We start from the raw sequence: 26,563 nt of genomic DNA, 5'->3' as shown, positions 1-26,563 counted from the left end.
AACGGACTCGAATTCCTACAGTCGAGCCCAACCCCCAAGGAGATTTCGCATGGCAAAGATGACCGCGGCCCAGGCCGCCGTACTCGTGATGGAAAAGGAAGGCGTGACCCAGGCCTTCGGCGTGCCGGGCGCCGCCATCAATCCGCTGTACTCGGCGCTGCGCAAGCACGGCGGCATCGGACACATCCTCGCGCGCCACGTCGAGGGCGCCTCGCACATGGCCGAGGGCTACACGCGCGCCGTGGCCGGCAACATCGGCGTCTGCATCGGCACCTCGGGACCGGCCGGCACCGACATGATCACGGGCCTCTACTCGGCCTGGGCCGATTCGATCCCCATCCTGTGCATCACGGGCCAGGCGCCGAGGGCGCGCCTCTACAAGGAAGACTTCCAGGCCGTCGACATCGAATCGATCTCCAAGCCCGTCACCAAGTGGTCGGTCACGGTGCGGGAGCCGGGCCAGGTGCCGCAGGTGTTCCAGCAGGCCTTCCACCTGATGCGCTCGGGCCGCCCGGGCCCGGTGCTGATCGACCTGCCCTTCGACGTGCAGATGGCGCAGATCGAGTTCGACATCGACACCTACCAGCCGCTCGTTCCCTACAAGCCGGCCGCGACCCGGGCCCAGATCGAGAAGGCCATCACGATGCTCAACGCGGCCGAACGCCCGCTGATCGTGGCCGGCGGCGGCGTCATCAACGCCGACGCGAGCGACCTGCTGGTGCGCTTCGCCGAGGCCACCGGCGTGCCGGTGATCCCCACGCTGATGGCCTGGGGCGCGATCCCCGACGACCATCCGCTGATGGCCGGCATGTGCGGCCTGCAGACCAGCCACCGCTACGGCAACGCGACGCTGCTGGCCTCGGACTTCGTGCTCGGCATCGGCAACCGCTGGGCCAATCGGCATACCGGGTCGATCGATGTCTACACCAAGGGCCGCACCTTCGTGCACGTCGACATCGAACCGACGCAGATCGGCCGCGTCTTCACGCCGGACTTCGGCATCGTCTCGGACGCCAGGGCGGCGCTGGAGCAGTTCGTCCAGGTGGCCGAGGAGATGAAGGCCGCGGGCCGCCTGCCCGACCGCAGCGGCTGGGCCGCCGACTGCCGGGACCGCAAGAAGACGATGCTGCGCAAGACCAACTTCGCGGACGTGCCGATGAAGCCGCAGCGGGTCTACCAGTGCATGAACAACAACTTCGACCACGATACCTGCTACGTCAGCACGATCGGCCTGTCGCAGATCGCGGCGGCGCAGTTCCTGCACGTCTACAACCCGCGCCACTGGATCAATTGCGGCCAGGCCGGCCCGCTGGGCTGGACCATTCCGGCCGCGCTCGGGGTGCGAGCCGCGGACCCGACGCGCAAGATCGTCGCGCTCTCGGGCGACTACGACTTCCAGTTCATGATCGAGGAGCTCGCCGTGGGCGCGCAGTTCAAGCTGCCCTACATCCACATCGTGGTGAACAACTCCTATCTCGGCCTCATTCGCCAGTCGCAGCGCGGCTTCGAGATGGACTACTGCGTGCAGCTGGGCTTCGACAACATCAACGCCGCCGAGGACGCCGGCATCGAGCGCAGCTACGGCGTCGACCACATGAAGGTGGTCGAGGGCCTGGGCTGCAAGGCCATCCGCGTGCACAAGCAGGAGCAGATGACGCCCGCGATCGAGCGCGCCGAAGCGCTCATGGCCGAGTTCGGCGTGCCGGTGGTGATCGAGGTGATGCTCGAACGCGTCACCAACATCGCGATGGGCACCGAGATCGACGCCATCAACGAGTTCGAGGCGCTGGCCGAGAGCGTCGAGGATGCGCCCACTTCCATCGCCGTGGCGATGCTCGATTGAGACTTGCGCGACCGACCAGAGAGACCTTCAACCATGCCCAAGTTCGCAGCCAACCTCACGATGCTGTTCAACGAGCTACCGTTCATGCAGCGCTTCGAGGCCGCCGCCAAGGCCGGCTTCGAGGCCGTCGAATACCTGTTCCCCTATGCCTACGACCGGAAGGAGCTGGCCGCAGCGCTGCGCGACAACGGCCTGGTGCAGGCCCTGCACAACCTGCCGGCCGGCAACTGGGAGGGCGGCGAGCGAGGCATCGCCTGCCATCCCGATCGTGTGCCCGAGTTCCGCGAAGGCGTGGCACGCGCCATCGACTACGCCAGCGCGCTCGGCTGCCCGCAGGTCAACTGCCTGCTCGGCAAGCTGCCCGAGGCCGTCACGGCCGGCGACGCGCGCCGCGTGGTGGTCGAAAACCTGCGCTTCGCCGCGAAGGAACTCGAGGCCGCCGGCATCCGCCTGCTGATCGAGCCGGTCAACAGCTTCGACATCCCGGGCTTCTGCCTCACGCGCACCGACCAGGCGTTGTCGCTGATCGACGAGGTCGGCTCGGCCAACCTGCTGCTGCAGTACGACATCTATCACGCACAGCGCATGGAGGGCGAGCTCGGCGCCACGCTCACGAAGCAGATCGCTCGAATCGGTCACATCCAGCTCGCCGACAACCCGGGCCGCGGCGAACCCGGCACCGGCGAGATCAACTACCCGTGGCTGTTCAGGCATATCGACGCGCTCGGCTATGCAGGCTGGATCGGCTGCGAATACAAGCCGCGCGGCGCCACGGTCGAAGGGCTGGGCTGGCGCGAGGCGCTCACGCGCTGATCCAGATTTCTTCCTCACACACCAACGACGAAAAGGGACCCCGGGCAATGCCTTCCAACACCGCATCGCAACAACAGCAGCAGAAGATCGGCTTCATCGGCCTCGGCATCATGGGTGCACCCATGGCCGGCCACCTGCTCGAGGCCGGCCATCGGCTGTTCGTCCACACGCGCGGCAAGATGCCCGAGCCCTTCGACTCGCAGGCGATGGTGTGCGCGAATGCGGCCGAGGTCGCGCGCGAGGCCGACATCGTCTTCGTGATGGTGCCGGACACGCCCGACGTCGAGGCCGTGCTGTTCGGCGAGGACGGCGCGGCGGGCGGCCTGTCCAGGGGCAAGCTGGTGGTCGACTGCAGCTCGATCGACCCGATCGCGACCAGGGCCTTCGCCGCGCGGATCGCCGCGCTGGGCTGCGGCTACGTCGATGCGCCGGTATCGGGCGGCGAGGTGGGTGCCAAGGCGGCCAGCCTCACGATCATGTGCGGCGGCGACGAAGGCGACTTCGGCCGCGTGCGGCCGCTGCTCGAGAAGATGGGCAGGAACATCACGCTGGTCGGTGGCGTCGGCGACGGCCAGGTGTGCAAGGTGGCGAACCAGATCATCGTCGCACTCAACATCGCGGCCGTCGGCGAGGCGCTGGTGTTCGCCTCCAAGGCCGGGGCCGATCCGGCCAAGGTGCGCAACGCGCTGATGGGCGGCTTCGCGTCCTCGCGCATCCTCGAGGTGCACGGCGAACGCATGATCAAGCGCAGCTTCGCACCCGGCTTCCGGATCGCGCTGCACCAGAAGGACCTGAACCTCGCGCTGCAGGGCGCCCGCTCGCTCGGCGTCGCGCTGCCGCAGACGGCGAGCGCGGCCCAGCTCATGAACGCCTGCGTGGCGCTCGGCCATGGCCAGCAGGACCATTCGGCGCTGGTGCGGGCGCTGGAGGCGATGGCGCAGCACCCGGTGGCGCCCGAGACGGATTGATCGCCACCTTCCCTGCAACAGCGCACTTTGGGGTAGCCTCTATCTCTGAAGCCAAGACAGCAAGGAGACAACGATGGCCCCCACCCTTTCCCCTGCCGAAGAAGCGCTGCGCGATGCCGCACGCGACTATCACCGCTCGCCGGTCCGAGGCAAGATCTCGATCTCTCCGACCAAGCCGCTGCTGAACCAGCGCGACCTGTCACTGGCCTACTCGCCCGGCGTTGCCTATCCCTGCCTCGACATCGAGGCCAACCCGGCGCTGGCGGCGGAATACACCTCGCGCGGCAACCTGGTCGGCGTGATCACCAACGGCACGGCGGTGCTGGGCCTGGGCAACATCGGGCCTCTGGCCAGCAAGCCGGTCATGGAAGGCAAGGGCTGCCTGTTCAAGAAGTTCGCGGGCATCGACGTCTTCGACATCGAGCTGGCCGAGAACGATCCCGACAAGCTGGTCGAGATCATTGCCGCGCTCGAGCCCACGCTCGGCGGCATCAACCTCGAGGACATCAAGGCGCCCGAGTGCTTCTACATCGAGAAGAAGCTGCGCGAACGCATGAACATCCCGGTGTTCCACGACGACCAGCACGGCACGGCCATCATCTCGGCCGCCGCGCTGCTCAACGGGCTGGAACTGGTCGGCAAGAAGATCGAGGACGTGAAGATCGCGGTCTCGGGCGCGGGTGCCGCGGCCATCGCCTGCCTCGACGTCATGGTGGGCCTCGGCGCCAAGGCGGCCAACATCCACGCGGTCGACTCCAAGGGCCTGATCTACATCGGCCGCCCCGGCGGCTTCGACGATTCGAAGACCCGCTACGCCCAGAAGGACACCGGCGCCCGCACGCTGGCCGATGTCATGAAGGATGCCGACGTCTTCCTCGGCTGCTCGGCGCCCGGCGTGGTCTCTCAGGACATGGTCAAGAGCATGGGCAGCCAGCCGATCATCCTCGCGCTGGCCAATCCCGAACCGGAGATCCGGCCCGAACTGGCGAAGGCCGTGCGTCCCGACTGCATCATCGCGACCGGCCGCTCGGACTACCCGAACCAGGTCAACAACGTCCTGTGCTTTCCCTACATCTTCCGCGGCGCGCTCGACTGCGGCGCCAGCAAGATCACCGAGGAGATGAAGCTGGCCTGCGTGCGCGAGATCGCCGACCTCACCAAGGCCGACATCAGCGAGGAAGTGGCCACCGCCTACGCCGGCCAGGAGCTTTCGTTCGGCCCGGACTACATCATTCCCAAGCCCTTCGACTCGCGCCTGATCCTGCGCATCGCGCCCGCGGTCGCCAAGGCGGCGCAAGCCTCGGGCGTGGCCACTCGCCCGATCGAGGACCTCGACACCTATCGCCAGCACCTCACGCGCTTCGTCTACCAGACCGGCATGTTCATGCGACCGGTGTTCGCGGCCGCCAAGCTGGCCAGCGCCAAGCGCGTGGCCTATGCCGAGGGCGAGGACGACCGCGTGCTGCGCGCGGCCCAGCTCGCGGTCGACGAGGGCCTGGCCCGGCCGATCCTGGTCGGCCGCCCCGCCGTCATCGAGGCTCGCATCAAGAAGGCCGGGCTGCACATCGCGCTTGGCAGGGACGTCGAATGCGTCGACCCCGAGGACGATCCGCGCTTTCGCACCTACTGGGAAACCTATCACCAGATCATGGGCCGGCGCGGCATCACGCCGGAAGCCTCCAAGGCCATGGTGCGGCGCTCCAACACCACGATCGCATCGCTGATGCTGCACCTGGGCGATGCCGATGCCATGCTGTGCGGCCTGGTCGGGCGCTTCGACAGCCATCTCAAGATCCTGCACCAGGTGCTGGGCCTGAAGCGCGGCGCGCCGGGCTTCGCGACGCTCAACGCGCTCACGCTCGAGAAGTACACGCTGTTCATCGCCGACACCAACGTGCATGAAGACCCGAGTGCCGAGACGCTCGCCAACATCGCGCTGATGGCGGCCGAAGAGGTGCGCCGCTTCGGGCTGCCGCCCAAGGTGGCCTTCCTGTCGCATTCCAATTTCGGATCGTCGGAGCGCGGATCGGCGCGCAAGATGCGGCTCGCGCGCGACCTGTTCGCGAAGATAGCGCCCGACATCGAGTGCGACGGCGAGATGCACGGCGACTCCGCACTGTCCGAGGACGTGCGGCTCAAGGCACTGCCCGAGACCTCGCTCACCGGCGAGGCCAACCTGCTGATCTGCCCCAACCTCGATGCCGCGAACATCCTCTTCAACGTGCTCAAGATGACCGGCGGCAACGGCGTCACCGTGGGCCCGATCCTCATGGGCGCCAAGGGCTCGGCCCACATCCTCACGCCCTCGTCAACCGTGCGGCGGGTTGTCAACATGACGGCGCTGGCGGTGGCCGACGCCAACATCGACCGCTAGCCCGACAGGCTCACTTCATCCGCGGCCCCAGCGGCTTGCCGTTCAGGGTCGGGGTGCCTCGCTCGAAGACCAGCGCGGCCGTCAGGTCGTCGCCGTCGCGCACCAGGAAGCCCTGGCCGATCGCGTGGTCGAGCATCGCCTCGGTCTGCACGGCACGCAGTTGCGCCTGGTCGGAGCCGGCGCCGAAGGCACCTATCTTCTCGACCCAGGCCACGGGCAGCCGGGCATCGGCGCGCAGCGTCAGGGCCTGGGCCAGGCGAGGCAGCGCCGCCGCGAATTCCTCGCCCTCGGCCAGCCTGAAGCCGTGCACGCCCGCCGAGTACGAGAGCTCGCCGCGGCGCCCTTCATGGGTCAGGGCGAACTTCTCGATCGCCACGTCCGGGTCGTGGGCGAGCAGCGGCAGCAGCTGTTCGGCCTGCTGCCGCGCCCGCTCGGCCTGCTCGGCCGGCGGTGCGGCATCGGTCTCGCAATTCGACACCTCGGCCATCGCGCCCTCGAACCACTTCTGGATCGTCGGCACGTGCAGGCGCTTGAACGACTCCTTGAGCTCGATGTCCTCGAACAGCAGCGGCGTGGCCTCGTCGCCCAGGCTCAGCGCCGCATCGGCTCGCATGGCGAGACTGCCGCTCATGAGGTCCTTGTCGTTGGCGACCTCGGTCGTGTAGTCGAGTTTCGAGAGCCGAAGCGACATCGGCTGCTCGCCCAGCCGCGTCTGCAACTCGATGCTGCCGATCTTGACGGCGCCGTTGCCGGCACGCATCCAGAGGCTGCCACTGCCGTGGTTCTCGCTGCGCAGCTGCAGGTCGGCGAGCCTGAAGCGGCTGCCCTTCGCCTCGTCGCTCTGGAAGACCAGCTCAGGCAGCGTCGCCTCGACCGCATTGGCCTCGCCGTTCACCAGGCCGGCGCTCGACAGGCGCGTCTCGGGCCAGCTCAGCTTGCCGCCGGCTGCCTGAATCTCGCCGGCCGGCAACCGCACCGCGGTGCGGTAGTCGCCGCCGTAGCCCACCTGCGTGTGGATGTCCTCGGGCTTCAGGCCCGCGACATACTTGCGCAGGGCCTCGGGTGCGTTCGCCGGAAGCACGACCTGCGAATCGATCGTGGCCGCACCGAACCGCGCGAACCCCGGGAAGGGTCCGTTGCGCACATGGTCCACGAAGTGGACCTCGAAGGATGGGAGCGCGTTCGAACCATCGCCCTTCGCAGCGCCTGCGTTGACGCAGCCGACACGCAAGCCGGTGCTGAAGGTGGAGGAAAGCAGTCCCCGGTCGACCGTGCGTTCGACGAAGCGCTGAAAGGGCAGCTGCTTCCCGACCTGGTCCAGCCTGGCCTCGTAGGCCGCCGCGACCCTGTGCCCGGTATAGGCCGTCGCGCCGATGTACACCGCCACGAGAACGGCGACCGCTGCAGCAACGCCGGTGAGTGTTTTCCTCTTCATCAAGCCCTCTTTCTGTCATTGGATTCGAATGCGGCGTCCGCTCATGGCTCGCGGCGCCAGACGCACTTTAACGAAGCATGCGCGCGCACCCGGATGGGCGGTATCTGCCTTCGGGTGGTGCACACGGAAGGGTTCGCACCAAGTGCGTGCGGGCACCGTTTTTGCTTGAATCCCGTGCACCTCTTATCTCCTCATCCACGGAATTCTCGAATGAACAAGCGCCATCTGCTCCAGACCTTCCTCGCCGCCTCTGCTCTGTGCTTCGGACTGGGCCAGTCCCACGCGCAGACCCCGACGCCGATCAAGTTCCAGCTCGACTGGCGCTTCGAGGGCCCGGGCGCATTCTTCACGCATCCGGCCGCCAAGGGCTACTTCAAGCAGGCCGGCCTCGACGTCACGGTCGACGCCGGCAACGGCTCGGGCGGCGCGGTCACGCGCGTGGCCTCGGGCGCCTACGACATGGGCTTCGCCGACCTGGCCGCGCTGATGGAATTCCACGCCAACAATCCCGACAGCCCGAACAAGCCGGTCGCGGTGATGATGGTCTACAACAATACGCCGGCCTCGGTGATGGCGCTGAAGAAGAGCGGCATCACGAAACCGGCCGACCTCACCGGCAAGAAGCTAGGCGCGCCGGTGTTCGACGCCGGCCGCCGTGCCTTCCCGATCTTTGCCAAGGCCAACAACGTCGGCGCCGTGAACTGGACCGCGATGGACCCGACCCTGCGCGAGACCATGCTGCTGCGCGGCGACATCGATGCGATCACCGGCTTCACGTTCACTTCGCTGCTGAACCTGGAATCGCGTGGCGCCAAGGCGGCCGACATCGTGGTCCTGCCCTATCCCGACTTCGGCGTGAAGCTGTACGGCAACGCGATCATCGCCTCGCCCAAGCTCATCAAGGAGAACCCGGCCGCGGTCAAGGCCTTCCTGCAGGCCTTCAGCAAGGGCGCCAAGGAAGTGATCGCCAATCCCGCCGTCGCGATCGAGTCGATCAAGGCGCGCGACGGCATCGTCAACAGCGAGCTCGAGACCCGTCGCCTGAAGCTTGCGATCGATACCGTCGTCAACACGCCGGACGCCCGCGCCGAGGGCTTTGGCCAGGTCAATGCCGGCCGCCTGTCGCTGATGGCCTCGCAGGTGTCGGACGCCTTCGCGACGAAGACGCGCGTCAACCCCGACGCCGTCTGGACGCCCGCGCTGCTGCCGAGCGCAGCCGAACTGAACATCCTGCGCAAGTGATGGCGCAGCCCGATCAGGAAAGGCCCTTCGTCGACTTCCAGGACGTCTGGCTTGCCTACAACGAGGAGCTGCTGCGCGCCAACCACTTCGCGGTGGAGGCGATCGACCTGAAGGTCAAGCGCGGCGAATTCATTGCCATCGTCGGGCCTTCGGGCTGCGGCAAGTCGACCTTCATGAAGCTCACGACCGGGCTGCGCATGCCGTCGATGGGCAAGATCCGGATCGACGGCGAACCGGTCACCGGACCGCTGAAGATCTCGGGCATGGCCTTCCAGGCGCCTTCGCTGCTGCCCTGGCGCACCACGGTCGACAACGTGCTGCTGCCGCTCGAGATCGTCGAACCCTATCGCTCGACCTTCAAGGCCAAGCGAAAGGAATACGTCGAGCGCGCGCGCCGGCTGCTGCAGAAGGTCGGCCTTGGCGGCTACGAGGACAAGTTCCCGTGGCAGCTCTCGGGCGGCATGCAGCAGCGCGCGAGCATCTGCCGCGCGCTGATCCACGAGCCGAAGATGCTGCTGCTCGACGAACCCTTCGGCGCGCTCGACGCCTTCACGCGCGAGGAGCTCTGGTGCATCCTGCGCGACCTCTGGACCGAGCAGCAGTTCAACGTGATCCTCGTCACGCACGACCTGCGCGAATCGGTGTTCCTGGCCGACACGGTGTACGTGATGAGCAAGAGCCCGGGCCGCTTCGTGGTCAAGCGCGACATCGAGCTGCCGCGCCCGCGCGAGCTCGAGCTCACCTACACCAAGGAATTCACCGACATCGTGCTTGAGCTGCGCAGCCACATCGGCGCCATCCGCAGCAATGCCATCGCCGACGCCGCCAAGGCGCCGGTGGCGATCCCGCAATAAGCCATTCATGAAGAACAACAAGCAAATCGAACGCTGGTCGCCCTGGCTGCTGCTGATCGCGGTCCTGGTGCTGTGGCAGATCATCTGCTCGGGCTTCGGTGTCTCGGAATTCATCTTTCCGAGCCCGTGGCGCATCTGGACCCAGTTCTGGGAATTCAAGGAAGTCATCGCGGGCCACGCATGGCGCACCTACTGGGTGACGATGGCGGGCTTCGGCCTCGCGATCGTGGTGGGCGTGCTGCTGGGCTTCGTGATCGGGAGCTCGCGGCTGGCCTACGCCGCCATGTACCCGCTGATGACCGCCTTCAACGCCCTGCCCAAGGCCGCCTTCATCCCGATCCTGGTCGTGTGGTTCGGCATCGGCGTCGGCCCGGCGATCCTCACGGCCTTCCTGATCAGCTTCTTCCCGATCATGGTCAACATCTCGACCGGGCTGGCGACGCTCGAGCCCGAGCTCGAGGACGTGTTGCGCGTGCTGGGGGCCAAGCGCTGGGACGTGCTCGTGAAGATCGGCTTCCCGCGCTCGCTGCCCTACTTCTACGCGTCGCTCAAGGTCGCGATCACGCTGGCCTTCGTCGGCACCACGGTGTCGGAGATGACGGCGTCGAACGAGGGCATCGGCTACCTGCTGATCTCGGCCGGCTCGTCGATGCAGATGGGCCTGGCCTTTGCCGGCCTGATGGTGGTCGGCGCGATGGCAATGGGCATGTACGAGCTCTTCAGCGCGATCGAGAAGCACACGACCGGCTGGGCACACCGCGGTTCGCAGGGCGAGTGATCTGGCGGCGGGGGCCGGTTGCGCCTATCCTCGACGGTTCACTTCCTGAAGGAGACGAACTTGATCAAGGTCAGCGTGATGTACCCCCACCAGCCCGGCGCCCGGTTCGACCACGACTACTACCGCGACAAGCACATGCCGCTGCTCAAGGCGCGCATGGGTGATGCCTGCAAGTCCTACACGATCGACCGCGGCCTCGCCGGCGGCGCGCCCGGCCAGCCGCCGACCTATGTCGGCATGTGCCACGTGTTCGCCGATTCGGTGGAGTCCTTCCAGGCGGCGTTCGGCCCGCATGCGAAGGAGATCCTGGGCGACATTCCCAACTACACCGACATCCAGCCCGTGATGCAGATCAGCGAAGTGGTGGTCGGCTAGCGCGTTACGAGTTCTAGTCGGCCAGCCGCGTCGCGATCTCGGTCTTGACCTCGGTCATGAGCCGGTGAATGGGGCATTTGCCGGCCACCCTCAGCAGTTCGGCGCGCTGCGCCTCGGTCAGCGCCCCGCTCACGCGCAGCGTGCTGTCGAGGCGATAGGTGCCATGCCGTTCCTCGCTGTCGTCGCGGTCCACGGCCACCTCGATCTCCTCGACCGGCATGCCCTTGCGCCGCGCATAGAGCAGCACGGTCAGCGCCTTGCACGCCGCCAGCGAGGCGTCGTAGAGGTCGTGCGGCGTCGGGCCCGCGTCGGCGCCGCCGCCTTCGGGCGAGGCGTCCACCGGAATCTCGTGGGCGCGAATCCTGAGGACGTGGCGCGTGGTGCCTGCGACGCCGTCGCGTCGGACCGTGATGCTCATGCTTGCTCCTGAAGTTCGAGTGATCGGGCGCCGACGTGGCGCCCGACACGCATCATGACCTCAGGCGGTCTGCGCCAGCGGAACCACGCGCATCCCGCGGTGCACCTCGGCCTCGCCGTGGCGTGCCAGAAGCTGCATCAGGTGCTTGCGGATCAGCATGCCGGGCCGGTCGGATTCCATCGAGTATTCGACGCCGCGGCGCCGCGTGTCGACCAAAGCATCGGGATCAGTGGATTCGAGGATGTCCTTGTCCTCGCGCGTGATCTCCTCGTCGAAGTCGATCAGCATCTGCGCCGGGCAGTCGGCCTCGGTGTCGTTGCGGAACAGCCATTGGCACAGCTGCATGCGGCCGTCGTCGATCGGCGTGAAGCAGTTGATGATGATGTGGCGGATGCCCGAGGGGTACTCGATGTCGAGCCGGCGCGAGAACGGCAGGAAGTAGGCATTGCGCATGTGGCGCGTGGTGATCGCATCGGTGACGCCGCTGATCGCGTGGAACTTGGCCGGGTTCACCGCCTCGATCACGGTCTCGGCATGGAAGCCGCCCTCGGTCTCGATCAGCTCGTACTTGCTCGGCTTGGGGCTGGCCGCAACGCCGAAGGTGGCACGGTGCACGAAGCTGAAGTGCGAGTTGTCGAAGGAGTTCTCGAGCGCGCGCATCGGGCTCGTCTGCCACTCCTCGTAGAACTGGTGGATGGTGCGGTAGCCCGCGTCGTCGAATTCGGGAATCGCGGGAATCTCGGCGATCGGATCTTCGAGTGCGACCCAGGCATAGCCGTAGCGCGCGCTGCAGTGGTAGGCGGTGGTCTTGTACTCGGGCGAGATCCTGCGCTCGGGTTCGTACTGCGGAATGCGGATCACCTGGCCGCTGCGGTCGTAGGTCCAGCCGTGGTAGCCGCACTGAATCGCGCCCTGTCCGCAGGCCTTGCCCTCGCCATCGACGCACCAGCCCTTGGAGAGCTTCGCGGTGCGGTGGCAGCAGCGGTCGCGCAGCGCAGCGGGCTGGCCGTCGGCATCGAGGAACAGGACGATGTTCTCGCCGAGCAGCGTGAAGGGCTTCGGGCCCTGCTGCAGGTCGGCCAGCGGCATGACGGCATGCCAGAACTTGCGGAAGACGGGTTGTTGCGTGACGAGCATGAAAAAGACTCCTTCGGTTGTGCGTGTGGGAACGACATGAAAGAGCAATTTCCCGTCGCGGACGGCCTGGAGAAGACCAGGACGCCGGACTGAACGCTTCTACTCTGCGCCAGACTTGCAGCAAGTTGCGCGCCCGGATTGTCGCGCGCACCTGCGATGCATGGCAAGGCCGGCGTCGCGAACCGGAGCGAATCACCTTGGCATGGCTCCTGCATGTACGAGTGCAAGAGTAGAAGCGTTCAGCAGCGCACGCACACCGTTGGTGCGCCGCCCGGAAATTGCTCTTGAAGCCCCAGCCCGTTGGCGCTGGCGTTCCAAGACCCACGATCTTCCGGAGATATCTTCCATGCAACGCCGTACCTTCCTCGCAGCCGCCACCGTCGGCGCCACCTCGCTTGCCGCGCCCGCCGTGTTCGCGCAGGGCAGCGCGAAGCTCACGCCGCTCAAGTTCACGCTCGACTTCCGCATCAACGGCCAGACGGCGCCCTTCTTCCTGGCCGAGAGCAAGGGCTACTACAAGGACGAGGGCCTCGACGTCACGATCGACACCGGCGCCGGCTCGGTGGCCTCGATCACGCGCATCGCGAGCGGCGTCTACCAGCTCGGCCTCGGCGATATCAGTTCGCTGGTCGAGTTCAATGCCCAGCACCCGGGCACGCCCGTGGTGCAGGCGGTCTACCAGTACTACAACCGCGCACCCTTCGTGATCATCGGTCGCAAGGACCGCGGCATCGGCGCCGACTTCAAGAGCCTGCAGGGCAAGAGGGTCGCGGCGGCGGCGGTGGAATCGACGCGCCGCGCCTGGCCGATGGTGGCGCGCAAGCAGGGCATGAAGGCCGACGCGCTGCTGTGGCAGACCACCGACTTCAGCGCCCGCGACAACGTGATGGTGCGCGGCGACGTCGATGCCGCCACCTACTTCCACGACTCGGCGGTCTCGCTGTTCGCCCGCATGAAGAGCGAGGAACTGTCGGTGCTCAAGTATTCGGATGCGGGCGTGAACCTCTACGGCAACGCGATCCTGGCCAGCAGCAACCTGATCGCGCAGAACCCGAAGGCGGTGGCGGCCTTCCTGCGCGCCACCAACCGCGCGATCGTCGAGACCTTCGCCGATCCGGCGCCCAGCATTGCCGCGATGCGGCAGCGCGAACCCATTCTCGACGCCCGCATCGAGATGGACCGCTGGGCCATCACGGCACAATACGTCGGTGCCGCCGATACCCGCAGCCACGGCCTCGGCGACATCCGCAAGCTCACGCTCGAGCAGCAGGTGGACGAGGTGGCCGAGGTCTATGGCCTCAAGACCAGGCCCTCGGCCGACGCCATCTTCAACACCTCGATGCTGCCCCCGCGCAGCGAACGCAGCCTCAAGGCATGAACACACAAGCCAGCGCCAAACTCCCTTCCGAAACCTCGCTCGACGAGCGCGACGGCCGCTACCTGCGCAAGGCGATCGTCTGGTCGCATGCCGGTCGGCGCCGCGGCAACCGGCCGTTCGGCGCGGTCGTGGTCTCGGCCGCGGGCGAGGTGCTGGCCGAGGCCTACTGCAGCACGACCGAGACCGGCGACGTCACGGCCCATGCCGAGACCAACGCGGTCCGCATGCTCGCGACACGCAAGCTGTCGCGCGAGGAGCTGGCCGGCGCCACGATCTATTCCTCGGCCGAGCCCTGCGTGATGTGCGCGGGCGCGATCTTCTGGGCCAACATCGGCCGCGTGGTGTTCGGCATCGATGCCGAACGCCTGCGCGTGTTCCGCGGCGACCACGGCGACCAGCGCGATGCCGAGCTGTCCTGCCGCGACGTGTTCCGTGCCTCGCCGCATGCGATCGAGTGCATCGGCCCGGCGCTGGTGGACGAAGCCGGCGCAGCCCATGTCGGGGCCTGGAAAAGCTGAGCGGGCTTTGCCTACACTCGTGCCATGCCCTGGCACGCCCGACTCGATCTCTCCTACCAGCTTGAAGCGCGGCGCAGCGTCGCGCGCTTCCGTCACGACGGACCGCTGCGCATCCTGCAGAGCCTCTACCCCGAGGGCGACGCGGTCTGCCACAACGTGCTGGTGCATCCACCGGGCGGGCTGGTCGGCGGCGACACGCTCGACATCCGCGTGCACGCCGCCGCCGGCAGCCACGGCCTGATCACCACGCCGGGCGCCTCGCGCTTCTACCGCTCGGACGGCGAACTGGCACTGCAGCGCAGCGAGCTCACGCTCGAGGCCGGCGCCCGCCTCGAATGGCTGCCGCTCGAGGCGATCTGCTTCAACGGCTGCCTGGCCGAGAACCGGGTCACGATGCGTCTCGCGCCGGACGCCGAGCTGATCGGCTGGGACGTCACGGCACTGGGCCTGCCGAACGCCGGCAAGCCCTTCGAGACCGGCACGCTGCGGCAGCACATCGAGGTGCCCGGCACCTGGCTCGAGCGCGCCCGCATCGACGCCAGCGACCAGCGCCTGCTGCAGAGCCCGATCGGCCTTGCGGGGCAGCGTTGCCTGGCGTCGATCTTCTTCGTCGCCGGGACGCCGCTGGCGCGCGCGCGGCGCGATGCGGCACTCGATGCCGCCCGCGCCCTGATCGAGGCGCACGAACTGCAGCCGAGCGCCGGAGCGACCAGCCCGCATGCGGAAATCATCGTGCTGCGCGTGCTGGCACCGGTGGTCGAGCCGGCGATGCGGCTGCTGCGGCAGGTCTGGAAGGCCTGGCGCGCCGAGCTCTGGCGGATGAGCAGCGAGCCGCCGCGCATCTGGTCGATGTAGGCCGCCGAACGGGCGCTCGTCCGACGGGGACGCACCGCCGCGGTGCCTAGACTGCGCCCGATGACCCGCACCGACATACCGGCCCGGCTGGACCGTCTTCCGTGGTCGCGCTGGCACTGGCGCGTGGTGATCGCGCTGGGCGTCGCCTGGGTACTCGACGGACTCGAGGTGACGCTGGTCGGCTCGCTCGGCGGCGTGCTCGAGCGGCCCGACACCCTGGGCCTCAGCGCCACCCAGATCGGCTGGACCGGCTCGCTCTACATCGGTGGCGCGGTGGTTGGCGCGCTGGTCTTCGGCCGGCTCGCCGACCGGCTGGGACGCAAGCGGCTGTTCCTCGTCACGCTCGCGGTCTATGCAGTCGCCACGCTGGCCACGGCCTTCTCGACCGACTTCGCCTTCTTCGCGCTGTGCCGCTTCGCGACCGGCCTGGGCATCGGCGGCGAGTACGCAGCCATCAACTCGGCCATCGACGAGCTGATTCCAGCGCGCGTGCGCGGCCGCGTGAACCTCGCGATCAACGGCAGCTTCTGGATCGGTGCCGCGCTCGGCGCCGGCCTGAGCCTGTGGCTGCTCGATCCCAGCGTGCTTGGGCCGGTCTGGGGCTGGCGCGCAGGCTTCGCGCTCGGCGCCCTGCTGGCGGTGGCGATCCTGCTGGTGCGGCGAGACCTGCCGGAAAGCCCGCGCTGGCTGATCGCGCACGGCCGCGCCGAAGAGGCCGAGCGCATCGTGCAGCGCATCGAGGCCGAGGCCGTCGCACAACACGGCGCCCTGCCCGCGGCGGTCGGCTCGCTGCAATTCGACGAGCGTGCAAGCCCAGGCTGGCGCGAGGTGGCGCAGGTGCTGCTGCGGCGCTATCCGAAACGCAGCGCGGTGGCGCTCGCGCTGATGGTCTCGCAGGCCTTCTTCTACAACGCGATCTTCTTCACCTATGCGCTGGTGCTGACGCGCTTCCACGGCGTGCCCGAGGGGCGTGTCGCGCTCTACATCTTCCCGTTCGCACTCGGCAACGTGCTGGGGCCGCTGCTGCTGGGGCCGCTGTTCGACCGCATCGGCCGGCGCCGCATGATCGCGCTGACCTACGTGCTGTCGGGCATCGGGCTCGGCCTGACGGGCTGGGCCTTCATGCAGGGCTGGCTGGATGCCCTCAGCCAGGCCCTGTGCTGGTCGGCCGTCTTCTTCCTGGCCTCGGCGGCGGCCAGCTCGGCCTACCTCACGGTCAGCGAGGTGTTTCCGCTCGAGATGCGCGCGATCTCGATCTCGATCTTCTACGCGGTGGGAACCGGCGCCGGCGGCTTCGTGGCGCCGGTGCTGTTCGGCGCGCTGATCGAGACCGGCAGCCGCGGCGCGGTGGCGGCCGGCTATGCGGTGGGCGCGGTGCTCGTGATCTTCGCGGGCCTGCTGGCGCTGCGTTGGGCGGTGAACGCCGAACGCAGACCGCTCGAGGAAGTGGCGCCGCCGCTTGGATCGGTGCCTTCTGGCGACGACCCCACGGCGCGTTGATCGCCGCCTTGTGACGGAAGCTCAGATGGCGACCAGCTGGCGCACGCCGTCGGCTTCCATGTCCTTGCCCAGGCCGCGCGCGATGAATTCGCCGCGTTCCATGACGAGGTAGTCGTCGGCCAGTTCCTGCGCGAAGTCGTAGTACTGCTCGCACAGCACGATCGCCATGTCGCCGCGGTCGGCCAGCATGCGGATCACGCGGCCGATGTCCTTGATGATGCTCGGCTGGATGCCCTCGGTCGGCTCGTCGAGGATCAGCAGCTTCGGCTTGGGCGCCAGGGCCCGCGCGATCGCGAGCTGCTGCTGCTGTCCGCCCGAGAGATCGCCGCCGCGACGGTTCAGCATCTGCTTCAGCACCGGGAACAGCTCGTAGAGCTCGGGCGGGATCGGCGTCGAGCCCGACCGGTAGGCCAGCCCCATGCGCAGGTTCTCCTCGACCGTGAGGCGCGCGAAGATCTCGCGGCCCTGCGGCACGAATCCCATGCCGGCGCGGGCGCGCTCGTAGGGCGTGGACTTCTGGATCTGCGCGCCGTCGAACTCGATGCTGCCGCTCTTGATCGGCACCAGGCCCATGAGCGACTTGAGCAGCGTGGTCTTGCCGACGCCGTTGCGGCCCAGCAGTACCGTGACCTTGCCGAGACGGGCCTCGAAGCTCACGTCGCGCAGGATGTGGGAGCCGCCGTAGTACTGCTGGATGTTCTTGACGCTGAGCATGTTCATTCTTCCCTGGATCAGCGGCCGAGGTAGACCTCGATCACCCGCTCGTCGGACTGGACCTCGTCGAGCGTGCCTTGCGCCAGCACCGAGCCGTCGCACAGCACCGTGACGATTTCCGAGATGGTGCGGATGAAGCTCATGTCGTGCTCCACCACCATCAGCGAATGCTTGCCCTTGAGCGTGAGAAACAGCTCGGCCGTGCGCGCGGTTTCCTCGTCGGTCATGCCGGCCACCGGTTCGTCCAGCAGCAGCAGCTTGGGGTCCTGCATCAGCAGCATGCCGATCTCGAGCCACTGCTTCTGGCCGTGGCTCAGGTTGCCCGCCAGCCGCTCCACGCTGTCCGCGAGATGGATCGTGTGCAGCACCTCGGCCAGACGGTCGGACTGGGCCGAGTCGAGCCTGAACAGCATCGAGGCCTTGACGCCCTTGTCGGTCTTGAGCGCGAGCTCGAGGTTCTCGAACACCGTGAGATGCTCGAACACGGTCGGCTTCTGGAACTTGCGTCCGATGCCGAGCTGCGCGATCTCGCTTTCCTTGTGGCGCAGCAGGTCGATCGTGCTGCCGAAGAACACCGTGCCTTCGTCGGGCCGCGTCTTGCCCGTGATGATGTCCATCATGGTGGTCTTGCCGGCGCCGTTCGGGCCGATGATGCAGCGCAGCTCGCCCGGCGCGATGTCGAGCGACAGCTTGTTGATGGCCTTGAAGCCGTCGAAGCTCACGCTGACGTCCTCGAGATAGAGGATGCGGCCGTGCGTGACGTCGACCTCGCCGCTCGCGTGGCGGCCGTAGCCGGCCGAGCGGCCTCCCGATTCGGTCTGCGGCACGAGGCCCGGCTCGCCGGACAGGCGCGCGATGCGTTCGGCGCCGGCTTCCATCAGGTCGGGCGTCATGCGCGGGCTCCCTTGGCGTCGACCGCGAGCGGTGCCAGGGCCGAGGCCTCGACGCCCTGTTCGGCCGCCAGCGAGCGCTGCGCCTCGCGCCGCCCCGCGCTCGGTGCCTTGATGCGCGCCTTCCATTTCTTCACCAGGCCGACGATGCCGTCGGGCAGGAACAGCGTGACCGCGATGAACAGCGCACCCAGGAAGTACAGCCAGTACTCGGGATAGGCCACCGTGAGCCAGCTCTTCGCGCCGTTGACGACGAAGGCGCCGATGATCGGCCCGATCAGCGTGGCCCGGCCGCCGACCGCGGCCCAGATCGCGATCTCGATCGAGTTGGCCGCGCTCATCTCGCCCGGGTTGATGATGCCGACCTGCGGCACGTAGAGCGCGCCGGCCACTCCGCACATGATGGCCGAGATGACCCAGATCGTGAGCTTGTAGCCGAGCGGGCTGTAGCCCGAGAACATGACGCGGGTCTCCGCATCGCGGATGGCCTGCAGCACGCGGCCGAACTTGCTCGCGATCAGCCACTTCGAGAACAGGAAGAAGCCCAGCAGCGTGAGGCCGGTGAGCGCAAACAGCGTCATGCGCATCTCCTGCGTCTGCATCGGGATGCCCAGGATGCGCTTGAAGTCGGTGAAGCCGTTGTTGCCGCCGAAGCCGGTCTCGTTGCGGAAGAACAGCAGCATCGCGGCGAAGGTCATGGCCTGCGTGATGATCGAGAAGTAGACGCCCTTGATGCGCGAGCGGAAGGCGAAGAAGCCGAATACGAAGGCGATCAGGCCCGGCACCGCGACGATCATGATCAGCGTGGCAATGAAGCTGTCGCTGAAGGTCCAGTGCCAGGGCAGCGTCTTCCAGTCGAGGAACACCATGAAGTCGGGCAGATCGCTCTTGTAGTTGCCGTCGCGGCCGATCTGGCGCATGAGGTACATGCCCATCACGTAGCCGCCGAGCGCGAAGAACAGGCCGTGGCCGAGCGAGAGGATGCCGGTGTAGCCCCAGATCAGGTCCATCGCCAGCGCGCAGATGGCGTAGCACATGATCTTGCCGACCAGCGCCACCGCGTAGTCGCTCATGTGCAGCGCGCTGCCCTCGGGCACCAGCATGTTGAGCATCGGCGCCAGCGCGCAGACCGCGATCAGGGCAACGAAGAAGGCGGTCCAGCCCTTGCCGCTCAGCAGCGGGCCCTTGGTGGGTAGTTTGGTCATGCTTCTGCGCTCCGGCCCTTCATGGCGAAGATGCCCTGCGGACGCTTCTGGATGAAGATGATGATGAAGACCAGCACCGCGATCTTCGCGAGCACCGCGCCGGCCCAGCCTTCGATGAACTTGTTGAGGATGCCCAGGCCCATGGCCGCGTACACGGTGCCCGCGAGCTGGCCGACGCCGCCCATCACGACCACCATGAACGAGTCGACGATGTAGCTCTGGCCGAGGTCGGGGCCGACGTTGCCGATCTGCGAGAGCGCGCAGCCCGCCAGGCCCGCGATGCCCGAGCCGAGAGCGAAGGCATAGGTATCGATGCGGGCGGTGTTGACGCCCATGCAGGAGGCGATCGGGCGGTTCTGCGTCACGCCGCGCACGAACAGGCCAAGCCGCGTGCGGCCGATCAGCCAGGCCATCGCGAGCAGCACCAGTCCCGCGAAGATGATGATGCCGATGCGGTTCCACGGCAGCACCACGTTGCTCAGCATGGTCAGGCCGCCACTCATCCACGACGGGTTCTCGACGCCGACGTTCTGGGCGCCAAAGATCGAGCGCACCAGCTGCTGCAGCACCAGCGAGATGCCCCAGGTGGCCAGCAGCGTCTCGAGCGGGCGGCCGTACAGGAAGCGGATCACGCCGCGCTCGAGCACTGCGCCGACCAGCGCCGAGGCCATGAAGGCCACGGGGATCGCCGCCACCAGGTACCAGCCGAAGGCCGATTCGGGGAAGTAGCGCTGGAACACGCCCTGCACCACGTAGGTCGCATAGGCGCCGATCATCATCAGTTCGCCGTGCGCCATGTTGATGACGCCCATCAGGCCGTAGGTGATGGCGAGGCCGAGCGCGGACAGCAGCAGTACCGAGCCGAGGCTGATGCCGCTGAAGATGGCGTTGATGCGGTCGCCCCAGACCAGCGAGCCGTCGATGCTCGCGATCGAGGCCACGATGGCGGCCTTGACGTCGGCCTCGGTCTCGTCGGCCAGCCGCTGGTTCAGCAGCAGCTTGGTGTCGGGGCTGCGGCTGGCGCCGAGGTCGGTGGCGGCGGCGAGGCGCTTGCCCTTGTCGGTGCTCGTGAGCATGCTGGCGGCGCGCACCAGTTCGAGCTGCGCCTTGATCTTCGGGTTGGTCTCGGCGGCCAGCGCCTTCTCGACCATCGGCAGCCGCGACTCGTCGGGCTCCTTGAACAGGGCCAGCGCCGCTTCGGAGCGCTGCGCGTCGTCCTTGCTCGTGAGCTTGAGCGCTGCCTGCGCGGCATCGAGGGCGCCGCGCATCATGTTGTTGTTGACCACGTCCTCGGCGTCGGCCGGCAGCGTCTGCTCGGCGCCCGTGACGGGATCGTAGGCCTTGTCGTCCTTGATGACGAACACCTTCGTCGCAGTGAACTTGACCGCGTCGTCCGCCATCGCCTGGATGAAGGCCGCCGTCTTCTCGTCGGCAGTGGTCACCGCCTTGTTGAGGGCCGCGATGCGCTCCTCGGATTCGCCCGAGGCGATGGCCTTGGCTTCCTCGTTGGTGAGCGCGTGACCCGGAAGGGCCAACAGCAGCATGAGCGCCGCCAGGCAGAATTGAATAAGGCGCATAGGAATGAGAAGACTGGCGACGTTCCGTATCTGATCCAGGAACACCGCGGAACCGGCTTCGCCGGGCCGCTGGTGTTACCCCCTCGAGGGGGACCTCGCTACACGAAGTGAGCGAGTTCGGGGGTGGTTGCATCCTCCCCGGTAGGGGGTGGGTGCCCGGACACGAAGTGCCGGGCAACCTGGGGGCGAGCCCAGTTACATCGATTTTCCGGCGGGCTGATCGGGCTTCTTGTCGTTGCCTTCGATGAACGGGCTCCACGGCTTGGCCTTGACCGGGCCCGGCGTCTTCCACACCACGTTGAACTGGCCGTCGGCCTTGATCTCGCCGATGAACACGCTCTTGTGCAGGTGATGGTTCTTCTCGTCCATCTTCGAGACGATGCCCGAAGGTGCGGTGAAGGTCTGGCCGGCCATCGCCGCGATCACCTTGTCGGTGTCGGTGCTCTTGGCCTTCTCGACCGCCTGCGCCCACATGTGGACGCCGATCCAGGTGGCTTCCATCGGATCGTTGGTCAGCGGCTTGTCCTTGTGGCCGGCGATGTTCTTGGCCTTGGCGTAGTCGCTCCACTGCTTGATGAACGCCGTGTTGGTCGGGTTCTTGAGGCTCATGAAGTAGTTCCAGGCGGCCAGGTGGCCGACCAGCGGCTTGGTGTCGACGCCGCGCAGCTCTTCCTCGCCCACCGAGAAGGCAACCACCGGCACGTCCTTGGCCTTCAGGCCGGCGTTGCCGAGTTCCTTGTAGAAGGGCACGTTGGAGTCGCCGTTGATGGTCGAGACCACGGCGGTCTTGCCGCCGGCCGAGAACTTCTTGATGTCGGCGACGATGGTCTGGTAGTCGCTGTGGCCGAAGGGCGTGTACTTCTCGTCGATGTCCGAATCCTTCACGCCCTTGCTCTTGAGGTAGGCGCGCAGGATCTTGTTGGTGGTGCGCGGATAGACGTAGTCGGTGCCCAGCAGCACCCAGCGCTTGGCGCCGCCACCTTCCTTGCTCATCAGGTAGTCGACCGCGGGAATCGCCTGCTGATTGGGCGCGGCACCGGTGTAGAACACGTTCTTGCTGAGCTCTTCGCCTTCGTACTGCACGGGGTAGAACAGCAGGCCGTTCATTTCCTCGAGCACCGGCAGCGCCGACTTGCGCGACACCGAGGTCCAGCAGCCGAAGATCACGGCAACCTTGTCCTGGCCCAGCAGCTGCTTGGTCTTCTCGGCGAACAGCGGCCAGTTGGAGGCCGGGTCGACCACCACGGGCTCGAGCTTCTTGCCGAGCAGGCCGCCCTTGGCATTGATCTCGTCGATCGCCATCAGCACCGTGTCCTTGAGGACGGTCTCGGAGATCGCCATCGTGCCGGACAGCGAGTGCAGCACGCCGACCTTGATGGTGTCCTGCGCGAACGCAGGAACGGCGGTCAGGCCCGCGAGGGCGACGGCGGCGGTGAGCGCCTTGAGTGTGAATCGACGTTGCATGGAAACCTTCTCCTGTTGGTGTGAACGATGGGAAGGAGTCTGCGGATGGGGCGTCGGCGCGGAAATACGCCGGGTGGCGTACGGTGGTCGCCCGGCCCGGTCAACGCAAGCGCGCTAGTCGAAGAAGGCGCGCACGTAGTTGATCGGCGCGTGATCGGCCAGCTCGCGCAGCAGCACCGAGCCGCTGCGCCAGGCATGCTCTGTCGCGTAGCGGGCCCGGCCCTCGAGGCGGTCGGCGTCGATCTCCGCCGGGCTCGGCTCCTCGACGCAGACGCCGTCGACACAGCGGATGTAGTTGACGGCGCCTGCGTGGGCGTAGAACGAGAGCGCCGGCGGCAGCTGCGTGACGATGTCGCAGCCGTCGACCACGCGCAGCACGTGATGCTTCGCGAGCGCGGCCACGAAATCCGAATCGCCGACGCGCGGCGAACCCAGCGTCACGAGCAGGGCCGGCCGCAGCACCGTCGCGGCCAGCGTCGCGAGTGCGGCGCCGAGGCTGTGGCCGGCGAGGATCAGCCGGGCGTGCTCGCGGGCCGGGCCGCCCAGCCAGGCACCGATCTGCGGCAGCACCGAGCGGGCGGCCTTGGCGAAGCCGGCGTGCACGCGGCCGCCACTTTCGTTCCAGTCGGTCTGCTGCGCCTGAAGGTTGGTCGCGAGGTGGCGGATCTCGTCCGGCTGCGTGCCCCGGAAAGCCACCAGCGCACTGCCGTCGCCGCCATGCAGGCAGCCGAAAGCGAAGGTGGCGCCGTCGGCGAACAGCGTGGGCGCACCGAAGCCCGCGGCTGCAAGCGCCGCGGCCAGGCGCGCCAGCTCGGTCGCCGATTCGTCGGCCCGGTAGTAGGTGAGCCGAGCCGCCTCGACCGCCCACTCGACAGGCGTGTGGCTGCGGCCGGCCACGAACACCGTGTCGCGCCGCTCGGGCGTGTAGAGGGCGCTGCGGCTGGCGTCGTAGGGGATCGAGGAGGTCATCTGCGAGGTCCTGCATTCATGGCGGCGGCAGGATCGCCTGGCCGAGTCGGAACTGCCGCTGCGCAAAGGCCCACACCAGCCTCGAGGCATCCGGGCCGGCGGCGTCGCTGAACAGCATGCTGGCCGCACCGCCGCTCCAGGCATGGCCCAGGCCCTTGATCTCGCACAACGTGACCGCGGTCGCGCCACGGCGCGTGTAGTCGGTGACGGTCATCGGATGCCGCTTGCCGCGCTGCTGCACCCTCGGCGCGCCGGGCCGCGCGCCGGTCGCGGCGGCCCAGACCGCGGCGGTGCTGGTCGCGTTGCTGGCCGACACCACGGCATCCGCATCGCCATGGAGCACCAGCAGCGGCGGCAGCGTCGTGAACTGGGCCGCGGCGCCCATCGCCTTGCCGACCGCGGTGGCGGGCATCGGCGGCACGTTCTGCCCCCGCATCGCGCCGAGCGCCGTGGCCGGCGACTTCGCGGCGCCGGGCGCCACGCCCGAATGCATCGCCACCGCCTTGAAGCGCAGTGGATAGCGGGTCGCGACCAGGGCCGCCATGCTCGCGCCGGCCGACAGCCCGCAGATCGCGACGCGCTCGCGGTCGGCCGGATAGAGCAGCAGCACCTGGTCGACCGCGGCCATCAGCGTCGAGGCCTCGGCATCGGCCTTGCCCGAACGACGCTCATACCAGTTCCAGCAGCCCTGTGGGTGCGCGATGCGGTCCTGCTCAGGGTAGAGGACGAGGAAGCGCTCGCGATCGGCGAGCCGGTTCATGCGCGTGCTCACCGCGAAGTCGCGCCCGGTCTGGCCGCAGCCGTGCAGCATCACCATGAGCGGCAGCTTCTCGCCGGGTGCCAACTGAAGACCGGGCGGACGGTAGAGGTGCCAGCGACGCGCGCCCGCGGGGCCGAGCGCCGCACCGGCCAGCCAGTCGCCGCGCCCCGGTGGCGGCTTCAACTGCTTCACCGCCGCGCGCTTCACCTGGGTCGCGATCCGCTTGCCGCTCCCCAGCGTCGCTTTCGTGAGCGCCTTGAGGTTGCGCTTGTAGGCGCGCGTCAGCGTGGAAGAAAGGGTGCGGCGGGCCATGGACTTGCGCGGGAGCGGGTCCGGACACGGTAGCAGCTTAGGCGCCCGCGATCCACCCGATCCCCGCGCACGGGGCCAGTCAATATTTCTCGGGCACGTACATGCTGGCCGGCACCGGATGGCGCAGGTAGTCGGCGTTGCGCACGCGCGCCGGAAGCTCCACCGGTGGATGCGGCACGTCGTGGTAGGGCAGCTGATCCAGCAGGTGGCTGATGCAGTTGAGCCGCGCCTTCTTCTTGTCGACCGCCTGCACCACCCACCAGGGCGCCTCGGGGATGTGGGTGCGCTCGAGCATCGTCTCCTTGGCCTTGGTGTATTCCTCCCAGCGGCGGCGCGACTCGAGGTCCATCGGGCTCAGCTTCCATTGCTTGAGCGGATCGTGAATGCGGCCGAGGAAGCGCATGTGCTGCTCCTCGTCGGTGATCGAGAACCAGTACTTGATGAGCTTGATGCCCGAACGCACCAGCATGCGCTCGAAGTCGGGCACGGTGCGGAAGAACTCCTCGTACTCCTCATCGGAGCAGAAGCCCATCACGCGCTCGACGCCGGCGCGGTTGTACCAGCTGCGATCGAACAGCACCATCTCGCCGGCCGCGGGCAGATGTGCCACATAGCGCTGGAAGTACCACTGCGTGCGCTCGCGGTCGTTGGGTGCGGGCAGCGCCGCCACCCGCGCCACGCGCGGATTGAGCCGCTGCGTGATGCGCTTGATGACGCCGCCCTTGCCGGCCGCGTCGCGCCCCTCGAACAGGATCACGACCTTCTGCCCGCTGCTCTGGACCCAGTCCTGCAGTTCGACCAGTTCGCCCTGGAGCCGGAACAGCTCCCTGAAATAGGCCTGGCGGGCTGCCTTGTCGGTGACTCTGCCGCCGTCGAGTTCATCGAGGCTGCGGTCCTCGAGTTCGAGTTCGATCTCCTCGTCGTAGCTGTCGACCAGGTCGCGCGCCAGGCGCGCCATCAGGTCTTCGTGGTCATGCAGATTACTCGGAAGGGTCATGGTGGCACTCGAAAGACGAACAAAAGGCGATCCTGACGCCACCGCATGACCGTCCCGTGACAGGAAGTACGCAGACCCGGGGTCGTCACACGGCTGACACATGGCGCGGCGATCATCCGGCGGCTTAAGCACCATGCCCCTCGTCGCACCATGAATTCGATCGCTGGCGCCTATGGCAGCGACGACGCCGGATTGATCTGCGGCTGGCTGTTCGACGCCGCCGCGCCCGAGCCGACCCGGGCCGTCGATTCCGCCCAGGCGGCCGACTGGCTGGCCGCGGGCACGCCGCCGGGCGCCTACCTGTGGCTGCACTTCAACCTGAGCCAGGCCCCGGCCGAACGCTGGCTGCAGCGCCATGCCGGCCTTTCGCCGCTGTTCTTCGAGACGCTGCGCGAAGGCCTGCATTCGACCCGCATCGAGCGTGCCGACGATTCCCTGATCGCGGTGATCAACGACGTGCACTTCGAGTTCAGCTTCGAGCCGTCCGACATCTCGACGCTGTGGATCAGCGTCGGCCCGCGTCTCGTGGTGACGGCCCGCACCCAGCCGCTGCGCTCGGTCGACGCGCTGCGCACCGCGGTCAAGGCCGGCGACGCGCCGCGCTCGAGCACCGAGCTGCTCGAGCACCTGTTGCGCATGCAGGCCGACGTGCTCGTGAATGTCGTGCGCGGCGTCACCCTGCGGGTCGACGACATCGAGGACGACCTGCTGGCCGGCCGGCTCGACCACAAGCGGATGCGGCTCGGCGTCCTGCGACGCGTGCTGGTGCGGCTGCAGCGACTGCTGGCGCCCGAACCGGCGGCGTTGTTCCGGCTGCTGCAGAGCCCGCCGAGCTGGATGACCGAGCCCGACGTGCAGGAGCTGCGCGGCTCGACCGAGGCCTTCTCGGTGGTGCTGCGCGACATGGGGGCGCTGCAGGAACGCATCAAGCTGCTGCAGGAGGAGATCGCGGCCGGCGTCAACGAGGACAACAACCGCAGCCTGTTCGTGCTCACGGTCGTGACCGTGCTGGCGCTGCCGATCAACATCCTGGCCGGCCTGTTCGGCATGAACGTGGGCGGCATTCCGCTCGCCGAGGACGGCCATGGCTTCTGGGTCGTGGTGGCGATCGTGGTGAGCTTCACGGCCGTCGCGGCCTGGGTCGCCCTGCGCAAGAAGCGCTAGGGACCCCACGCTCCCCCACTGCG

The 26,563-nt window shown here is 67.7% G+C and carries 24 protein-coding genes; 13 read left to right on the top strand and 11 right to left on the bottom strand.

Annotated features, from left to right (window positions below):
- Positions 1-49 precede the first annotated feature (49 nt).
- The 4 genes from gcl to QTH87_RS03865 all read left to right on the top strand — a co-directional run bounded on the left by gcl (position 50) and on the right by QTH87_RS03865 (position 5,998).
- The gene (gene gcl, locus QTH87_RS03880) at positions 50-1,843 is read left to right on the top strand and encodes a glyoxylate carboligase (RefSeq protein ID WP_286607048.1); all 1,794 of its coding nucleotides are present in this window, start codon (positions 50-52) and stop codon (positions 1,841-1,843) included.
- A gap of 33 nt (positions 1,844-1,876) precedes the next feature.
- A complete protein-coding gene (gene hyi, locus QTH87_RS03875; protein WP_286607047.1) occupies positions 1,877-2,656 on the top strand; it encodes a hydroxypyruvate isomerase in 780 nt (259 codons plus the stop codon).
- Positions 2,657-2,703: 47 nt separating this feature from the next.
- Positions 2,704-3,624, top strand: coding sequence for a 2-hydroxy-3-oxopropionate reductase (locus tag QTH87_RS03870; protein WP_286607046.1), 921 nt, complete (start codon positions 2,704-2,706; stop codon positions 3,622-3,624).
- A 73-nt stretch (positions 3,625-3,697) separates the two neighbouring features.
- Positions 3,698-5,998 (top strand): NADP-dependent malic enzyme, encoded by a 2,301-nt coding sequence (locus QTH87_RS03865; protein ID WP_286607045.1) that lies wholly within the window; start codon positions 3,698-3,700, stop codon positions 5,996-5,998.
- A gap of 10 nt (positions 5,999-6,008) precedes the next feature.
- Here QTH87_RS03865 and QTH87_RS03860 read toward each other — a convergent pair whose 3' ends face one another.
- Positions 6,009-7,433, bottom strand: coding sequence for a YdgA family protein (locus QTH87_RS03860; protein WP_286607044.1), 1,425 nt, complete (start codon positions 7,431-7,433; stop codon positions 6,009-6,011).
- 210 nt (positions 7,434-7,643) lie between these two features.
- Here QTH87_RS03860 and QTH87_RS03855 point away from each other — a divergent pair, with 210 nt between their 5' ends.
- The 4 genes from QTH87_RS03855 to QTH87_RS03840 are packed head-to-tail and all read left to right on the top strand — an operon-like array spanning position 7,644 to position 10,682.
- Complete coding sequence (locus QTH87_RS03855) at positions 7,644-8,675, top strand: ABC transporter substrate-binding protein (RefSeq protein ID WP_286607043.1); 1,032 nt, start codon at positions 7,644-7,646, stop codon at positions 8,673-8,675.
- Entirely contained in the window at positions 8,675-9,529 is an 855-nt protein-coding gene (locus QTH87_RS03850) for an ABC transporter ATP-binding protein (protein ID WP_286607042.1), read from the top strand. Before QTH87_RS03855 ends, QTH87_RS03850 begins: the two co-directional genes overlap by 1 nt.
- 7 nt (positions 9,530-9,536) lie before the next feature.
- Positions 9,537-10,307 carry an ABC transporter permease gene (locus tag QTH87_RS03845; protein WP_286607041.1) on the top strand — a complete coding sequence of 257 codons (771 nt, stop codon included), beginning with the start codon at positions 9,537-9,539 and terminating at the stop codon, positions 10,305-10,307.
- 60 nt (positions 10,308-10,367) lie between these two features.
- Positions 10,368-10,682 carry an EthD family reductase gene (locus QTH87_RS03840; RefSeq protein ID WP_286607040.1) on the top strand — a complete coding sequence of 105 codons (315 nt, stop codon included), beginning with the start codon at positions 10,368-10,370 and terminating at the stop codon, positions 10,680-10,682.
- A 13-nt stretch (positions 10,683-10,695) separates the two neighbouring features.
- Here QTH87_RS03840 and QTH87_RS03835 read toward each other — a convergent pair whose 3' ends face one another.
- Positions 10,696-11,100 (bottom strand): OsmC family protein, encoded by a 405-nt coding sequence (locus tag QTH87_RS03835; protein WP_286607039.1) that lies wholly within the window; start codon positions 11,098-11,100, stop codon positions 10,696-10,698.
- A 60-nt stretch (positions 11,101-11,160) separates the two neighbouring features.
- The gene (locus tag QTH87_RS03830) at positions 11,161-12,237 is read right to left on the bottom strand and encodes an aromatic ring-hydroxylating dioxygenase subunit alpha (RefSeq protein ID WP_286607038.1); all 1,077 of its coding nucleotides are present in this window, start codon (positions 12,235-12,237) and stop codon (positions 11,161-11,163) included.
- 346 nt (positions 12,238-12,583) lie between these two features.
- On the opposite strand from QTH87_RS03830, the gene QTH87_RS03825 reads away from it, so the two are divergent.
- Genes QTH87_RS03825 through QTH87_RS03810 form a run of 4 tightly spaced genes read left to right on the top strand, consistent with a single transcriptional unit; the run spans position 12,584 to position 16,488 of the window.
- On the top strand, positions 12,584-13,615 hold the full coding sequence (locus tag QTH87_RS03825) for an ABC transporter substrate-binding protein (RefSeq protein WP_286607037.1): 1,032 nt from the start codon (positions 12,584-12,586) through the stop codon (positions 13,613-13,615).
- Complete coding sequence (locus QTH87_RS03820) at positions 13,612-14,133, top strand: nucleoside deaminase (protein WP_286607036.1); 522 nt, start codon at positions 13,612-13,614, stop codon at positions 14,131-14,133. The genes QTH87_RS03825 and QTH87_RS03820 overlap by 4 nt, the downstream gene beginning before the upstream one ends.
- A gap of 24 nt (positions 14,134-14,157) precedes the next feature.
- Entirely contained in the window at positions 14,158-14,988 is an 831-nt protein-coding gene (locus tag QTH87_RS03815) for an urease accessory protein UreD (RefSeq protein ID WP_286607032.1), read from the top strand.
- Between the two features lie 60 nt (positions 14,989-15,048).
- Positions 15,049-16,488 (top strand): MFS transporter, encoded by a 1,440-nt coding sequence (locus QTH87_RS03810; protein WP_286607031.1) that lies wholly within the window; start codon positions 15,049-15,051, stop codon positions 16,486-16,488.
- Between the two features lie 21 nt (positions 16,489-16,509).
- On the opposite strand, the gene urtE is transcribed toward QTH87_RS03810, so the two are convergent.
- From urtE to ppk2, 8 genes are all read right to left on the bottom strand, one after another.
- On the bottom strand, positions 16,510-17,202 hold the full coding sequence (urtE, locus tag QTH87_RS03805; protein WP_286607014.1) for an urea ABC transporter ATP-binding subunit UrtE: 693 nt from the start codon (positions 17,200-17,202) through the stop codon (positions 16,510-16,512).
- A gap of 17 nt (positions 17,203-17,219) precedes the next feature.
- Positions 17,220-18,095 carry an urea ABC transporter ATP-binding protein UrtD gene (gene urtD, locus QTH87_RS03800; RefSeq protein ID WP_286607013.1) on the bottom strand — a complete coding sequence of 292 codons (876 nt, stop codon included), beginning with the start codon at positions 18,093-18,095 and terminating at the stop codon, positions 17,220-17,222.
- On the bottom strand, positions 18,092-19,297 hold the full coding sequence (gene urtC, locus QTH87_RS03795; RefSeq protein ID WP_286607011.1) for an urea ABC transporter permease subunit UrtC: 1,206 nt from the start codon (positions 19,295-19,297) through the stop codon (positions 18,092-18,094). The genes urtD and urtC overlap by 4 nt, the downstream gene beginning before the upstream one ends.
- Entirely contained in the window at positions 19,294-20,841 is a 1,548-nt protein-coding gene (gene urtB / locus QTH87_RS03790) for an urea ABC transporter permease subunit UrtB (protein WP_286608018.1), read from the bottom strand. Before urtB ends, urtC begins: the two co-directional genes overlap by 4 nt.
- A 228-nt stretch (positions 20,842-21,069) precedes the next feature.
- Complete coding sequence (urtA, locus tag QTH87_RS03785) at positions 21,070-22,338, bottom strand: urea ABC transporter substrate-binding protein (RefSeq protein WP_286607010.1); 1,269 nt, start codon at positions 22,336-22,338, stop codon at positions 21,070-21,072.
- Between the two features lie 114 nt (positions 22,339-22,452).
- Complete coding sequence (locus tag QTH87_RS03780; protein WP_286607009.1) at positions 22,453-23,307, bottom strand: lipase family protein; 855 nt, start codon at positions 23,305-23,307, stop codon at positions 22,453-22,455.
- Between the two features lie 16 nt (positions 23,308-23,323).
- Positions 23,324-24,379, bottom strand: a complete 1,056-nt coding sequence (locus QTH87_RS03775) for an extracellular catalytic domain type 1 short-chain-length polyhydroxyalkanoate depolymerase (protein WP_286607007.1) — start codon at positions 24,377-24,379, stop codon at positions 23,324-23,326.
- A 79-nt stretch (positions 24,380-24,458) separates the two neighbouring features.
- Positions 24,459-25,376: a polyphosphate kinase 2 gene (gene ppk2, locus QTH87_RS03770; RefSeq protein WP_286607005.1), complete on the bottom strand. Its 918-nt coding sequence runs from the start codon at positions 25,374-25,376 to the stop codon at positions 24,459-24,461.
- 150 nt (positions 25,377-25,526) lie between these two features.
- On the opposite strand from ppk2, the gene QTH87_RS03765 reads away from it, so the two are divergent.
- Positions 25,527-26,540 (top strand): transporter, encoded by a 1,014-nt coding sequence (locus QTH87_RS03765; protein WP_286607004.1) that lies wholly within the window; start codon positions 25,527-25,529, stop codon positions 26,538-26,540.
- Positions 26,541-26,563: the final 23 nt, after the last annotated feature.

This window comes from Variovorax jilinensis, assembly GCF_030316885.1.
Lineage (GTDB): Bacteria > Pseudomonadota > Gammaproteobacteria > Burkholderiales > Burkholderiaceae_C > Variovorax > Variovorax jilinensis.
Note: the sequence above shows the minus strand (reverse complement) of the source record. Positions and strands in the feature narration are given on the sequence as shown.